The sequence below is a fragment of the Streptomyces sp. NPDC052079 genome (assembly GCF_040680275.1).
In the GTDB taxonomy this organism is placed as follows: Bacteria; Actinomycetota; Actinomycetes; order Streptomycetales; family Streptomycetaceae; genus Streptomyces.
In genome coordinates this window covers 273,085-287,121 of the sequence record NZ_JBFAWL010000005.1, presented here as the reverse complement: position 1 = coordinate 287,121, position 14,037 = coordinate 273,085, and the positions used below count along the sequence as shown (strand labels likewise).

10 protein-coding genes and 1 pseudogene are annotated in these 14,037 nt (G+C 72.5%); 7 read left to right on the top strand and 4 right to left on the bottom strand.

Translation table 11 applies throughout. The features are described 5' to 3' along the window. Window positions 1-144: 144 nt before the first annotated feature. The 6 genes from AB0L56_RS12205 (at window position 145) to AB0L56_RS12180 (ending at window position 8,189) form a co-directional block, all read left to right on the top strand. Window positions 145-1,455 carry a cation:proton antiporter gene (locus AB0L56_RS12205; protein ID WP_365421993.1) on the top strand — a complete coding sequence of 437 codons (1,311 nt, stop codon included), beginning with the start codon at window positions 145-147 and terminating at the stop codon, window positions 1,453-1,455. 1,001 nt (window positions 1,456-2,456) lie between these two features. Next, the gene (locus tag AB0L56_RS12200; protein ID WP_365421990.1) at window positions 2,457-3,383 is read left to right on the top strand and encodes a hypothetical protein; all 927 of its coding nucleotides are present in this window, start codon (window positions 2,457-2,459) and stop codon (window positions 3,381-3,383) included. A gap of 171 nt (window positions 3,384-3,554) precedes the next feature. Further along, window positions 3,555-4,730 carry a S1 family peptidase gene (locus AB0L56_RS12195; protein WP_365421987.1) on the top strand — a complete coding sequence of 392 codons (1,176 nt, stop codon included), beginning with the start codon at window positions 3,555-3,557 and terminating at the stop codon, window positions 4,728-4,730. Between the two features lie 164 nt (window positions 4,731-4,894). Beyond that, the gene (locus AB0L56_RS12190) at window positions 4,895-6,217 is read left to right on the top strand and encodes a lipase family protein (RefSeq protein WP_361025458.1); all 1,323 of its coding nucleotides are present in this window, start codon (window positions 4,895-4,897) and stop codon (window positions 6,215-6,217) included. Between the two features lie 341 nt (window positions 6,218-6,558). Then, entirely contained in the window at window positions 6,559-7,602 is a 1,044-nt protein-coding gene (gene mgrA / locus AB0L56_RS12185) for an L-glyceraldehyde 3-phosphate reductase (RefSeq protein ID WP_365421984.1), read from the top strand. A 104-nt stretch (window positions 7,603-7,706) separates the two neighbouring features. Next, window positions 7,707-8,189: an MSMEG_6728 family protein gene (locus AB0L56_RS12180; RefSeq protein WP_361025452.1), complete on the top strand. Its 483-nt coding sequence runs from the start codon at window positions 7,707-7,709 to the stop codon at window positions 8,187-8,189. 315 nt (window positions 8,190-8,504) lie between these two features. On the opposite strand, the gene AB0L56_RS12175 is transcribed toward AB0L56_RS12180, so the two are convergent. Then, window positions 8,505-8,717 (bottom strand): hypothetical protein, encoded by a 213-nt coding sequence (locus AB0L56_RS12175; protein WP_361025449.1) that lies wholly within the window; start codon window positions 8,715-8,717, stop codon window positions 8,505-8,507. 138 nt (window positions 8,718-8,855) lie between these two features. Here AB0L56_RS12175 and AB0L56_RS12170 point away from each other — a divergent pair, with 138 nt between their 5' ends. Then, complete coding sequence (locus tag AB0L56_RS12170) at window positions 8,856-9,038, top strand: hypothetical protein (RefSeq protein WP_365421980.1); 183 nt, start codon at window positions 8,856-8,858, stop codon at window positions 9,036-9,038. 64 nt (window positions 9,039-9,102) lie between these two features. On the opposite strand, the gene AB0L56_RS12165 is transcribed toward AB0L56_RS12170, so the two are convergent. The 3 genes and pseudogenes from AB0L56_RS12165 to AB0L56_RS12155 form a co-directional block, all read right to left on the bottom strand. Continuing rightward, the gene (locus AB0L56_RS12165; protein WP_365421977.1) at window positions 9,103-10,797 is read right to left on the bottom strand and encodes a hypothetical protein; all 1,695 of its coding nucleotides are present in this window, start codon (window positions 10,795-10,797) and stop codon (window positions 9,103-9,105) included. Window positions 10,798-10,940: 143 nt separating this feature from the next. Beyond that, on the bottom strand, window positions 10,941-11,432 hold the full coding sequence (locus AB0L56_RS12160; protein WP_365421974.1) for a hypothetical protein: 492 nt from the start codon (window positions 11,430-11,432) through the stop codon (window positions 10,941-10,943). Beyond that, a pseudogene (locus tag AB0L56_RS12155) lies at window positions 11,429-13,824 on the bottom strand (nitrate reductase). Before AB0L56_RS12155 ends, AB0L56_RS12160 begins: the two are co-directional and overlap by 4 nt. Between the last annotated feature and the right edge of the window lie 213 nt (window positions 13,825-14,037).

Genomic DNA, 14,037 nt, shown 5'->3' with positions numbered 1-14,037 from the left:
GGCCGCCTCTTGGACGGGCAGTTCGGAGCGCACTCGGTCCGCACCGGCCGCAGCGTTCCACGGGAGCCCCCTCCCTCACCGAGGAGTGAGCTTTTCGGCCGAACGGGCCGCTTGCCGACGGCCGGGTCCGGGCACATGTGAGCGGTGACTTCCCCTGACCTGATCTACACCCTGCTTGGTGCCGGCGCCCTCCTCGCGGCCGTGCTGCCACGCCTGTTGGCCGGGGTACCTCTGTCGCTGCCCCTGGTGTTCCTGGTCTGCGGAGTGATCCTCCAGCTGCTGCAGTTGCCGATGCCCGAGCTGGATCCCGTGTCGGACCGGGCCTGGGTGGAGCATGTCACCGAGATCTGTGTGGTCACCTCCCTCATGGGTGCCGGACTCGCCCTGAACCGGCCCTTCGGCTGGCGCAGCTGGCGGGCCACCTGGCGGCAGCTGGGCGTCACCATGCCGCTGACGATGGCCGCGGTGGGCTTCCTCGCCTGGGGTGTGCTGGGCTGGGCGCCGGCTTCGGCCCTGCTGGTGGCGGCGGTGCTGGCGCCGACCGATCCGGTGCTCGCCTCGGAGGTGCGGGTGGGCGCGCCCACGGATTCCGAGCACGACGAGGACGAGGTGCGCTTCACGCTGACCAGCGAGGCCGGGCTGAACGACGGGCTGGCCTTTCCCTTCGTCCTGGCCGCCGTCGCGCTCGCGGCCGCGGCGGGCGGGCGGGTGACGGGCGGCGGGATCGCCCACTGGGCCCTGGTGGACCTGCTGTACAAGTGCGCGGTGGGCGTGGCCGCCGGGCTCGCGGTCGGCGCGCTGCTGGGCTGGCTGTTCTTCCGTGCGGGGTGGCGGGCGATGCGGCTGTCCGAGCACCGGGAGGGTTTCGTCGCCATCGGCGCCACGTTCCTCGCCTACGGGGTGACCGAACTGCTGCACGGCTACGGTTTCGTCGCGGTGTTCGTCACCGCCTGCCGGATCCGCGCGGCGGAGCGGGCGCACGGCTTCCACATGGTGCTGCACGACTTCGTGGAGCAAGTGGAGCGGCTGCTGACCGCCGCCCTGCTGTTCCTGCTCGGCGTGTTCGTCGCCCAGGGCGGGCTGGGGCCGCTGACCTGGCAGGGTGCATTGGTGGGGTTGCTGTTGCTGTTCGTGATCCGGCCGCTGGCCGGGTGGGTCGCCCAGCTCCGTACGCCCGCCGGTCCCCGGGAGCGCCTGGTGATCGCCTTCTTCGGGATCCGCGGCATCGGCTCGCTGTTCTATCTGGCCCACGCGCTCGGCTCTCCCGGTTTCGACGTCCCGGCCCGCCAGTTGTGGGCGGTGGTGACCTTCACGGTGCTGGCGTCCGTCGTCCTGCACGGGGTGACCGCCACCCCCGTCATCTCCCGCCTCGACCGGCTGCGCCGGCGCAAAGCCCGGTCGGGCCGCGCGGGAACGGACCCGGGCGAGGACGAGGTGGCGGGCGAACGGCTGTAAGGGCGTCGTCCGGCCCGGCGGGGGCGGGTCCCGCCCGACGAGGGCAGCCGTCCGGCCCAGCCAGCCCGACGAGGGGCAGCCGCCCCGCCCAACGAGGGGTCCCCCCGGCGGGAGCGGCGCCTCGGCCCGACGGGAGCCGTGCCTGGGCCCGGCGGGAGCAGTGCGTCGGCCCGGCGGGAAGCCGCCCGGCGGGGGCGGCGGTCCCGCCCGGCGAGGGCAGCCGTCCGGCCCGGCGGGGGCGGCCGTCCCGCCCAACGAGGGGTCCCCCGGCGGAAGCAGCCCCTCGGCCCGGCGGGAATCCCGTCAGCCGGAGCGGCCGTCCGCCCAGCGGGGACGGCCGTCCGGCCCAACGAGGGCAGCGGTCCGGCCAGGCGGGAGCAGCGCCTCGGCGCGGGCGGAGGGTCCCGCCCAGCGGGAGCGGCGGTCCCGCCCGGCGAGGGCAGCCGTCCGGACCAGCGGGGGCGGCCGTCCCGCCCAACGGGGGCGGCCGTGCGGCCCGGCGAGGGCAGCCGTCCGGACCAGCGGGGGCGGCGGTCCCGGCCGAACGGGGCGGCGCTTCGGGCGGCCGGGCCGACGGCGCGCCCCCCAACATGAGCGGAGCCGACCCACCGGCCGCCCTGACCGGAGCGCCCCCGCCGTTCGGGGTGAGCGCCTACTGCGAGCCACTGGGACGGCCCCGCCGGCCCACCGAACCGACCGCCCGCCTGACCCTGGAAACCGTGCCCTCGCCGGACAGCCCACCCGGGCCGGCCGCCGCGCGACCCACCGAACCACCCGGCGCACGACCCACCTAGCCACCGGATCTGCGGTCACCCGCCAGCGAGCCCCGAACACAGCCCACCGAGCCACCTGGTGCACGGTCCGTCCGGTTACCGGGTCCGCGGCGCAGCCGGGCCACCGGGTTCTGCACGCACGCTCCGCCAGGGCATCGGACAGTTCTCGCGGTGCGCGCGCGGCGTTCCGATGTGCGCGGTCGTTCCGTTCGGTGGAGTCTGGGGATCATGCCGCGGAAGGATGCGCAGAAGGATGCACGGGACGGCGGGGGCGACGACGTGGAGGCCGTCCTCGACGAGCTCTACGCGCTGCCGCCGTCCGAGTTCGTCGCCCGGCGTGAGGAACGGGCCGCGGCCGCGAGGAAGGCAGGGCGGGCCGGTGACGCGCGCCGTATCCACGCCGCCCGCCGCCCCACCCTCGCGGCCTGGGCGGCGAATCTACTTCGGCGTTCCCGGCCCGAGGAGGCGGAGCAGTTCCTGGAGCTGGGACGGGCGTTGCGCGAGGCGCAGGCCACCCTGGATCCGAGCGGGATGAAGGAGTTGTCGGCCCAGCGGCGGCGCATCGTCTCCGAGCTGTCCCGGGAGGCGGCCAACCTGGCCCGGGAGGCCGGACATCCGTTGTCGGACACGGTCCAGCGGGACGTGGAGACGACCCTGCACGCCGTGCTCGCCGATCCGGAAGCGGCCGATGCGTGGGCCGCGGGCCGGGTGGCGAGCACGCTCACCCCGCCCTCGGGTTTCCCCGCGGACACGGCCGCCGCGGCGGAACCGGCGGGGAAGGAGTCCCGCACCGAGGACGAACTGGCGCAACGGCGCGCGGAGCGCCAGGAGCGCCAGGAGCGCCAGGAGCGGCTGGCCCGGGCGCGGGAGGCGGCGCGGGTGGCCGAGGAGCTGCTGCGTGACCGGCGTGCAGAGCAGGAGGAGGCCGACGCCTCGCTTCGGCAGGCGCGGGAACGACGCGACGAGGCCGAGGAACGGGTGTCCGCCCTGGAGCAGCAACTGCGGGAGGAGCGCGCCGAGTTGGAGCGGACAGAGCGGCAGCAGCAGGAGGCGGAGAAGCGGCACTGGGCCGCCGCGGACGCGGTGGGCAAGGCCCAGCAGGCAGCGGAGGAAGCCGTGCGGGAGGCGGAGCAGGCGGGGAAGCGGGCACGCTGATCGGGGCACGTGGCCGGGGCACGGCAGAGTCGCGCTGCTCGAAATGAGCCGTGTATTGGCATAGACCTGACACCAACGGCTCGCTAAGCTCTGCTCGACTCGCCTCGAGAGCGCTCTCACAGTGCGGTTGTTCCACCCCCACCTTGCTGGAACGACGAAGGGCAACCTTCCATGAGACGCACCGGACTCACGCGTGCCTGCGTGGCCGCCCTGTTCATGATCGGCAGCTGGGCCGCGGCCGGCACCCTGCCCGCCTCGGCGCAGAACGCACCCGACTCCCCCGCCACCCGTGCCGCCGACTCCGCCCCCGCCTCCACCGCCCTGCTGGACGCCATGCAGCGGGACTTCGGCCTGACCCTCGCCGAGGCGCAGGGCCGGCTGGCCGCCGAACGCGCGGCGACCGAGCTCGCACCCGAGGCGCGCAGAACGGCCGGAACCGCCTACGGCGGTGCCTGGTTCGACGCCAGGAGCGAGAAACTGACCGTCGCCGTCACCGACGACGCCGACCTCTCGACGGTCCGCGCCCTGCGCGCGTCCGGCGCCGCCGTCCGCACCGTCGAGCACAGCGCCAAGGAGCTCGACGCGGCCAAGTCCCGTATCGACCGGCTCGACGCGCCGTCGGGCGTCAACAGCTGGTCCGTGGACCCGATAGCCAACTCGGTCGTCGTAAACGTCGTGGACGCCCAGCGAGCAGACAACGATGTCCGCAGGTTCGTGGCCAAGGCCCGCGCGGCCGGCCCCGTCACCGTGCGCACCGTGGCGGGCCAGGCCGGGACCTTCGCCGCCGGGACCGTCGGCGGCGACCCCTACTACACCGGCAACGTCCGCTGCTCCATAGGCTTCTCGGTGCACGGCGGCTTCGTCACCGCCGGGCACTGCGGCGGGGTCGGACAGCAGGTCAGAGGCTGGGACGGCTCGTACATCGGGAACTTCCAGGGCTCCTCGTTCCCGGGCAACGACTACGCCTGGGTCAACGTGGGCAGCGGCTGGTGGACGGTGCCGGTGGTGCTCGGCTGGGGCACGGTGCCGGATCAGCTGGTGCGCGGGTCGGTGGAGGCGCCGGTCGGTGCCTCGATCTGCCGCTCCGGGTCCACGACCCACTGGCACTGCGGCAGAGTCCTGGCCAAGAACGAGACCGTCAACTACAGCCAGGGCGCGGTCCATCAGATGACGAAGACGAGCGTCTGCGCCGAAGGCGGCGACTCGGGCGGCTCGTTCATCAGCGGCGACCAGGCCCAGGGCGTCACCTCCGGAGGCTGGGGCAACTGCTCCGGCGGAGGCGAGACCTGGTTCCAGCCGGTCAACGAGATCCTCAACCGCTACGGGCTGACCCTGCACACGGCCTGACGAACCGGCCACCCATCAGCGGGCCCCGCCGGACGACCGGCGGGGCTTGCTCCTGCGCGCACCAGCGAAAGTTACCGTGCCGTAACTTACTCGTGGGTTACCAGCGGTAATTGAGCGCTGTTAGTTTCACGTTTCACCTTCCGGAGCAGAGCGAGGAGTGAGCCGTGAGCCGTATCAGCAGCGTGCTGACCACCATGGTCGCCACGACCGCCTGTATGTGCGTGGCCGCGCCGCCCGCCGCCGCGACCGACCCCGTCGTCTCGCGGGGCGTCACCATCCCCGCCTTCTACACACCGCCCGCCGAACTGCCCACGGGCAACGGCGTACTGGTCCGACACGAGCCACTGCGTCTCGGGCTGAGCCTGCCCGGCCTGGGCGGCCGCACCCTGCCGGGAACCGCGACCCGTCTGATGTACACCTCCACGGACTCCGCCGGGCAGCCGGTGGCCGTCACCGGCGCCTACATCGAGCCCTCCGCCCGCTGGAAGGGCGCCGGCCCCCGTCCCCTGGTGGTGGTCGGTTCCGGAACCATGGGCCAGGGCGACCAGTGCGCAACCTCGCTCGCCCTCCAGCACCCTCTGACCCTCAACAGCCGTACGGTTTCCTTGGGTTACGAGACGCTGGCGATCTACCGGCTGCTCGCCACGGGGGCAGCGGTCGTCGTCACCGACTACGTGGGCCTCGGCTCCACGGACCGGCTCCACACCTACGTCAACCGCGTCGACGAGGGGCACGCCATGCTGGACGCCGCCCGCGTCGCGCGCTCCGTGCCGGGAGCGTCCGTCACGGACACCTCCCGCGTGGCCATGTACGGGTACAGCCAGGGCGGCGGGGCCAGCGCCTCGGCGGCCGAACTCCACCGTACCTACGCACCCGACGTACCCCTCGTGGGCACCTACAGCGGGGCGCCACCGGCCGATCTGACGGAGGTCATGAAGGGCGTCGACGGGAGCGCCCTGGCCGGCGCGCTCGCCTGGTCGATCAACGGCTTCGCGCAGGCCGAGCCCGAGCTGCGCAAAGTCGTCGACGAGAACGTCAACGCCACCGGACGCGCCGCGCTGAAGGACATCTCCACGACCTGCGTCGGGGACGCGATCCTCGGCTACGCCTTCACCAAGAGCACCAAGTGGACGTCGAGCGGGAAGTCCGTCGCCGCGATCATCGCCGAAGAACCCACCGCCCAGGCCGTTCTCGACAAGCAGCGCCTCGGCACGATGAAGCCCACCGGACCGGTCCGGCTGGTCACCGGTGTCCAGGACGACATCGTCCCGCACGAGCAGGCGCGCCGGCTGGCCGCCGACTGGTGCGCCAAGGGCGGCGACGTGACGTACAAGGCCGTATGGCTGCCCAATCTGGGCAAGAAGCTCGCCACCAACCACCTGGCGCCGTTCCTGGTCGACCAGAGCGACGCGGTGAAGTGGCTGACCGACCGGCTCCGGGGCAGGCCGACAGGCTCCAACTGTTGGGCCGTGCCCACCCGGCGCTGAGCCGCGGGCAACGCGGAGAGCCCCGTCCCGACGGATCGGGGCTCGTGACAGAGCGCCGGGCAGGCCTTGCACCTGCATCTCCCCGCAGGAAGCGGGGCGTCTTTCCTTGGACCACCAACGCACGGCCGGACTTGGGGAGTTCCCCTCGCCTCGACGTGGAACCACCGTAGCGGTGACGGCCTCATTTGTCACATCGGTCAGATGGGTACGCCGGTGAGGGCTCCCTCGAAGTTCTTCCCCACCTGGGGATCGGTTGGACTTCGGGATCACGCGGAGGCACTGTGGGCAAGGATCAACACCATCCCACGGGACCCAACACTCGCACCACCGGAGATCACCCGATGAACCACATCGCCCATCCCGAGCGCTACGACGGCACCATGCGCTACCGGCGCACCGGCCGCTCCGGGCTCGACCTTCCCCTGCTGTCCCTGGGGTACTGGCACAACTTCGGCGACGACCGGCCCTTCGAGACACAGCGCGAGATCGCCCTGCGCGCCTTCGACCTGGGCATCACCCACCACGACCTGGCCAACAACTACGGCCCGCCCTACGGTGCGGCGGAGATCAACTTCGGCCGGCTGATGAAGCAGGACCTCGCACCGTACCGGGACGAACTGGTGATCTCCACCAAGGCCGGCTGGGACATGTGGCCCGGTCCCTACGGCCAGGGCGGCGGCTCCCGCAAGTACATGCTGGCCTCGCTCGACCAGTCCCTGACGCGCATGGGACTGGAGTACGTCGACATCTTCTACTCGCACCGGCTGGACACCACCACGCCGCTCGAGGAGACCATGGGCGCCCTGGACACCGCCGTCCGCCAGGGCAAGGCGCTCTACGTCGGCATCTCCTCCTACGACGCCGAGCGCACCCGTCAGGCCGTGGCCATCCTGCGTGACCTCGGCACTCCGCTGCTGATCCACCAGCCCTCGTACAACATGCTGAACCGCTGGATCGAGACGGACGGCCTGCTGGACGTGGCCCAGGAGGAGGGCTTCGGGATCATCGGGTTCACGGCCCTCGCGCAGGGGCTGCTGACCGGGCGCTATCTGAACGGCGTACCGCAGGACTCGCGCGCGGCGGCGGGGAAGTCGTTCGACCCGGCCTGGCTCACCGACGAGATGCGGGAGCGGCTGCGGGCCCTGAACGACATCGCGGCACGGCGCGGGCAGAGCCTCGCGCAGATGGCGCTCGCCTGGGCCCTGCGGGACCCGCGGGTCACCTCGCTGGTCATCGGCGCCTCGCGCACCGAGCAGCTGGAGCAGAATGTGGCGGCGCTGGAGAACCTCGACTTCACCGCCGAGGAGCTGGCCGAGATCGACAAGTACGCCACGGAGGGCGGCGTCGACCTGTGGCGCGAGGCGCGGACGGGGATGATGGGCTGAGCCCGGGGCCGCCGCCGCGAGGTGTGGGCGGCCGTGGAAGGGGAACTGCGGTGCGGTGAGCCGCGCCGCGAGGCGCGGAGGTCCCCGGTCCTTCGGACGGTCGTATGCAGACCTTTATGCCGTACCCCGACTTCCGCGAGTCGGCGCTCGTGCTCGATCGGCGCCGGCTCGGGAAGCAGCGGGTGGAGGCGCTTCAGGTGCTGCGCGGGCTGATCGTGCCGGGCTATGGATGGCGCCGCCATCCGGCGGTGCGGATGTGGACGGGCTATGAGGAGGCGCTGGTGCGGTACGGCCTCGAGGTCTGCCGGGTCTGGCGCGACCGGGGCCATCCGGACAGTTGTGCGGCCTCGCTCGTCTCCGACCTTGCCGGCGTCCGGCCCGGTGCGCCGGTGCGCGAGCAGGGGGCGCTGGCCGAGGCGGGGGAGCTGCCGCCCTGGCTGGGGGATGAGGCGCTGCATCGCAGTCACCGCTCGGCGCTCGTCCGTAAGGAGCCGGGTGTCTACGCGGAGCTCTTTCCCGGGGAGCCGGACGATCTGCCGTACGTGTGGCCGTCGTCCGATCGGGATCCGGAGGCCGTCGCCGGGTGACGGCCGGCGCGGTGCTCACGATGCTGAGCAGCGCCGCGAGCGCCGGTGCTGCCCGCAGCTGCGGGTGGGACGGTTGCGGACGCGGCTGCGCGCGGGTGGGGCTGGGCGGGGGTGGGTGCGCTTTCCGGCGCCGGCAGGGTGCCGCTGCGCCCACCCGTGCCGCCCTGGGGGTACCTCCCAGGCCTTTAAGGCACTGGGGGAGGCACGACTGCCCGCAGCTACGGGTGCGGCGCGGCGCATGGTGGAGGGGAGTGGGGGTACACGGGTAGGGACGGTCACCGTCGGAGTCGGCGCCGACGGTGGCCGGCGGGAACGTCAGGCCGCGTCGTAGATGTGGGCCCGGCCGCCTACCCACTTCACCCAGGCGGGATCGTCCAGGAGGTGTTCGCCCTCCGGGAGCCCCGCGCGCCGCAGGAACTCCACCACGTCACGGTCCGAGTAGGCGAGGCCGACGATCTCGCCGCGCACGGTCACCCGGCGTCCGCCCGAGCCGAGCGGCGGGTGTACCACGATCGGCGCCTTCCTCATCCTTCCAGCATCCGGCCGCCGCCGCAGATATGCATCCCGGCACCGCATGTCACCCGACTGGCCCGCCGGACGAGCCGTCCGGGGGTGTGCCGTGCTCGTATGGAAGCGGCCTCCACGCCTACCCGGAGGGAGCTGGGAATGCACGAGATGTGGTGCGGTGCAGACACTTCGGGGGAGCCGGTGTGGCATGTCCTCACCCCGGACAAGACAGCGACGCTGTGCGGAGTGGAGAAGGAGGAGGACTCACCGCGGCGTCACACGACGGACCGGCACTGCTTCTCCTGCATGCAGGCGTTCCAGGCCGTTGTGGCGTCCCGCTGACGGTCGCGAGGGCCGCGCAGTCCGGTCCCGCTTCGTTCCGCGCCGGCCGCCCCTGTCGCCGGGCTCAGTGACAGGGGTGGCCGGTGCCTGAGTGCTCCGGGTGGTGCGTCTCCAGGCGGCAGAAGCAGGACGCGTCGATCGGGACGTCGGCCAGCGCGGCCGCCAGCTGGAGCTGCCGGGCGATGATCGCGGCCTCGCCCGTCTTCCCGGTGCGCAGCAGGCACTCGTGGAACCCGTGCAGCGCCCAGACGTTGTTGGGGTGCTGCTGGGGCCTCGGCAGGGTGTCGTCCAGGCCCAGGTCCGCGCGGTAGACGGCTTCGGCCTCGGCGACGCGGCCCTGTTCCAGGAGCAGCGCCCCGTAGGCGTGCCGGGTGGGCTGCATCCAGCCCCAGGGCTCGTCGTAGGGCAGGTTGTCGTCGAGCTCGATGGACCGTTCCAGCGCGGCGAAGGCGGTGTCGTACTCGCCCTTGCGGTAGGCGAGCTCGCCGTCCAGCATCGCGGAGGCGATGGCGAGGATGTCCTGGCAGGTGTTGTTGAACAGCATCCGGCTCGCGGGGACGCGGTCGACCGCCGCGCGGAAGCTGCGCCGTTCCGCCTCCGCGGCGTCGGTGGCGCCGGTCGCGGACAGGGCGACACCGCGGGCGTAGTGGAGCAGGGCGGTGGTCACGCAGTACAGGTCCTGGTCGTCGGGGAACGGCAGCGCGAGGATGTCGTCCCAGCGGCCGAAGCGGATGAGGACGTGGACGCGCATCCCGAGGAACCCCTCGAGCCAGTCGGCCATGGGTGGGCTCTGCACCCGGATCAGCTTCTCGGGGACGGTGGCCTCGAGCTGTGCGGCGGCGTCCAGGGCGATCTTCGACTGTCCGGCGAACATGGCGCCGTAGATCTTGAAGTGGATGTTGTGGACGCGGTACAGCGTGTAGAAGTTCATCGCGCCGGCGCGCTGGAGGTACTTCTCGTCGGCCGCGATGGCGGCGGTGTTGTCCGAGACGACCCGCCGGTAGTCGCCGCACAGCACCTCCAGGTGCGAGGGCATGTGGTGCAGGTGCCCGGCGTCGGGCACGGCGCCGCGCAGCCGGTCGGCGACCGTGAGGGCGGCTTCCGGGGTGGGGGACATCTCCATCAGGTGGATGTACAGGTGGAGGATGCCGGGGTGCCGGGCGCCGGCCTCGGTGGCGAGCGCGCCGTCGAGGACCGCCTTGGCCTCGAGGGTGCGGGCGCCGTCGGCGGGGCGGCCGGTCCTGAGGTCCCACAGTTGCCAGGGGGTGACGTTCATCAGGGCGTCGGCACAGAGCGTGGCCACGTCGAGGTCCCCGGGGGCACTCTCGTACACGGCGAGCATCCGGTCCGCGTACGGCTCGTTCCAGACGGAGCAGTCCTCCGCTGCCCGCGCCTGCGGGTAGCGGGCGCGCAGTGCCTCGATGAGGGCCTGCTCGACGGGAGTGGCGTGCGCTGCCTTCTCGTGGGCCCGCTCCACGGCCCGGTGGGCGCGCTCGACGGTGCTGACCAGTTCGTCGTCGTCGAAGGCTTCCCAGGGTTTGTTGTAGTTGGGGCCGAGGGCGTAGGCGATACCCCAGTGGGCCATGGCGCAGTCCGGGTCGGCTTCGGCGGCCTTCTCGAAGCAGAGGACCGCTTCCTCGTGGTTGAAGGCGTACGTCCACACCAGCCCGCGGTCGAACCAGAGTTGGGCCTCGGCGGAGGACGTCGTCACGGGCCGGCCGTGGGTGCCGAGGTCGTAGTAGTCGTCGTAGTCGTCCATCACTGCCTGCCTCCCCAGGGAGCGGACGGGCCGGCCGCCGCCGTGCCGGTGACGGCCGTCCCGTGGGGACGAAACCGACGATAGCGGGGCATGGGCGCTCGTGCAGGCGTGGGCGCGGGTCCGGCGCGCTGAGGGGGAGCCGCTTACGCGCTGACGAGGAGCTGCGGGGACAGCACCTTGATCATCGTGTTGGTCCAGCGCATCTGGCGGAGGGTCTGCGGATGGCAGGCGGAGACAAGGTCCAGCAGGTCCCGGTCCCGGGTGGCCTGCGCCGCCTGGCCGAGCATCTCCCAGTGGACCGAGTTCCGGGCGGCGGCCAGGTGCAGGTCGCGCAGGTCGTGCAGGAGGGACAGGCCGGTGTCCGGGCGGCCCCCGAGGGCCTCCGAGGCCTTCTCCCGGAGTGCGGCGAGCGCGCCGGGCGAGGGGTGGTCGCGGGGGCCGGGCAGATCGAGGCCGTGGTCGCGGCCGAGGGCGGCGAGCCGCGTGGCGTGCTCCCGGGACCAGCGGGCGACGTCGGTCGCGACGTGGTGGAACTCGTGCTCGGCGCGATGGCGTTCGGCGGCGGCGAGCAGGTCCTGTTCCAGGTCCCGTTCGTCGTTGTGCAGGGTGCGCAGGGTGCTGTCGATGCCGCTCATGCCGTGCTCCCCGCCGGGTCGGTGCCGTCCGCTCCCCCGCCCTGCCCCGTGTCGCGCCGGGCGACCAGGGTCATGCGCGCCGCGGCCGTCTTGAACAGGGGCTGTTTGGAGAGGGGATCCCAGTCGGTGATGACGCTCTCGTTGGCGGCGCGGCCGGGGGTGCCGTCGGGCGGCTTGTGGCCCTCCGGGGTGTCCCAGTAGCCGTAGTGGAACGGCACGAACACCACGCCGTCGCGGATCACGGTCGTCCGCAGCCGGGCCCGCAGGGCCCCGCGCGGGGTCGTGACCTGGACCAGGTCGCCGTCGGACAGTCCCTGCGCGGCGGCCTCCGCGGGTGAGATCTCCGCCCATACGTCCGGCGCGGCGGCGTTGAGCTCGGGTGCGCGGCCGGTCTTGGTGCGGGTGTGGAAGTGGTACACCGTACGGCCGGTGATCAGCTGGAGGGGGTACTCGGGTGAGGTCTCCTCGTGGGGCGGGAGGTACTCGGCGGCCCTGATCACCGCCTTGCCGTCCGGGTTGAGGGCGCGGTACTCGACCGGGGTGACGGTCGCGCCGGTCACCATGTCCTTGCCGTAGCTCTCGCACGCGTCGGGGTGGGCGTGGGTGATGCCGTCGGTGTAGCGGCGCGCGGTGCCGTCGGGGGCGTCCTCGGTGCAGGGCCACTGGATGCCGCCGTGCCGCAGCTTGTCGTAGCTGAGTCCGGTGTAGTCGCAGGGGCGCCCGGCACTGCACCGCTGCCAGGCCGCGAACGCGCCCTGCGGGTCGCGCCAGCCGATCAGCGGTCCGCCGTCCTTGTCGCGGAAGTCCATGCGGGCGGCGAAGTCGAGGAAGATGTCGAGGTCGGCGCGGGCCTCGCCGGGCGGTTCGACGGCCTTCTCCGACAGGTGCACGGTGCGGTCGGCGTTGGTGAAGGTGCCGGTCTTCTCGCCCCAGGTCGCGGCCGGCAGGACGACGTCGGCGAGCTGGGCGGTCTCGGTGAGGAAGAGGTCCTGCACCACCACGAACAGCCCTTCCTGGGCGAGGATCGAGCGGATCCTGGCGAGTTCGGGCAGGGAGACGGCCGGGTTGGTGCCGGTGATCCACAGCATGCCCAGGGAGCCCTGTTCGGCGTAGCGGAAGATCTGCATCGCGTGGGTGGGCGGGCCGTAGTGCGGGATGTCGTCCGGTTCGACGTTCCAGATCTCGGCGAGCTCCGCCACATGCCGGTCGTTCTGCCAGTTGCGGAAGCCGGGGAGGTCGCCGTTGGCGCCGCACTCGCGGGTGTTCTGGGCGGTGGGCTGGCCGTTCATCTGGAGCAGTCCGCAGCCGGGACGGCCCAGCATGCCCCGGATCAGGTGCAGGTTGTTGACCTGCACGGCGGCGGCGGAGGCCTGGTGGGACTGGTAGACGCCCTGCAGGACGGTGGAGAGCAGCCGTCGGGCGTCGCCGAGGAGTTCGGCGGCACGTTCGATCTGCGCGGCGGAGACGTCGCAGATCTCCGCGGCCCGTTTCGGGGTGTACTCCTCGACGCGGGAGGCAAGGTCGTCGAAGCCGACGGTGTAGGCGTCGAGGAAGGCCCGGTCGATCCGGCCGGTGCGGATGATCTCGTGCAGCAGGGCGTTGAGCAGGGCGACGTTGGTGCCCGGGCGGGGTGCCAGATGCAGTCGGCGCGCCGGGCGACGGGGGTGTACCGGGGGTCGACGCACAGCAGCCGGGGCGGCTCGGGGCCCTCCAGGCGGTCCAGGATCCGCATCCACAGCACCGTCTGGGTTTCGGCCACGTTGTGTCCGAACAGGGCGATGGTGTCGGCGTGGTCGACGTCCTCGTACGAGCCGGGCTGGCCGTCGGAGCCGAAGCTCTCCTTGAGGGCCTCGGCGGCCGTGGCGGTGCACAGCCGGGTGTTGCCGTCGAGGTGGTTGGTGCGGATGCCGACGTGGGCGAGGACCGCGAGGGTGTAGGACTCCTCCAGGAAGAGCTGCCCGGTGGTGTAGAAGCCGACGGATGAGGGGCCCCGTTCGTCCAGCAGGGTCCTGGTGCGGGAGGCGATCCGGTCCATGGCGGTGTCCCAGTCCGTCCGCACCAGCCGTCCGTTCTCCCGGACGAGGGGCCGGGTGAGGCGGTCCGGCGCGTGGTTGGCCTGCCAGCCGTAGAGGTCCTTGGGGCCGAGCCGGCCGCGGTTGACCCGGTCGGCGGCGCGGCCCCGGACGCCCACGATGCGTCCGTCGCGCACGGCGATGTCCATCGCGTCGCCGTTGGAGTGCAGGAGGGAGGCGGAGCCCACCCATCGCTCCACGTCCTCCTCCCGGACGCCCTCCGCCAGATGCATGTCGGTGCGGGCCGGCCACGGGGTGCCGGGCGCATACGGTGTGCGCGCGCCCCAGGGGTTGGCGATCGGGTTCGTCGAGCTGTCCAACGTTCGGCCTCCCATGGGAAATGGGCGTTGCGCGCCAAGTACCCCGCCCCCGACCTGCCATTCACTCACGCACCGCGCCAGCACGGGCACCCCCCGTGACCACAGGGAGATCGAACACCATTCCTTCGAGGCCTCCTTCGCCAACGGGCTGGCAGGGGCCGTATGGCGCTCCCTAGGATGTATTTCCCGTCCAGCCAGTCCAGTTGGCGCGGC

Excerpts from the sequence above, each read along its gene's own strand:
- AB0L56_RS12200 (WP_365421990.1), top strand. The coding sequence starts at position 2,457 with ATGCCGCGGAAGGATGCGCAGAAGGATGCACGGGACGGCGGGGGCGAC.
- AB0L56_RS12195 (WP_365421987.1), top strand. The coding sequence starts at position 3,555 with ATGAGACGCACCGGACTCACGCGTGCCTGCGTGGCCGCCCTGTTCATG.
- mgrA (WP_365421984.1), top strand. The coding sequence starts at position 6,559 with ATGAACCACATCGCCCATCCCGAGCGCTACGACGGCACCATGCGCTAC.
- AB0L56_RS12180 (WP_361025452.1), top strand. The coding sequence starts at position 7,707 with ATGCAGACCTTTATGCCGTACCCCGACTTCCGCGAGTCGGCGCTCGTG.
- AB0L56_RS12175 (WP_361025449.1), bottom strand. The coding sequence starts at position 8,717 with ATGAGGAAGGCGCCGATCGTGGTACACCCGCCGCTCGGCTCGGGCGGA.
- AB0L56_RS12170 (WP_365421980.1), top strand. The coding sequence starts at position 8,856 with ATGCACGAGATGTGGTGCGGTGCAGACACTTCGGGGGAGCCGGTGTGG.
- AB0L56_RS12165 (WP_365421977.1), bottom strand. The coding sequence starts at position 10,797 with ATGGACGACTACGACGACTACTACGACCTCGGCACCCACGGCCGGCCC.
- AB0L56_RS12160 (WP_365421974.1), bottom strand. The coding sequence starts at position 11,432 with ATGAGCGGCATCGACAGCACCCTGCGCACCCTGCACAACGACGAACGG.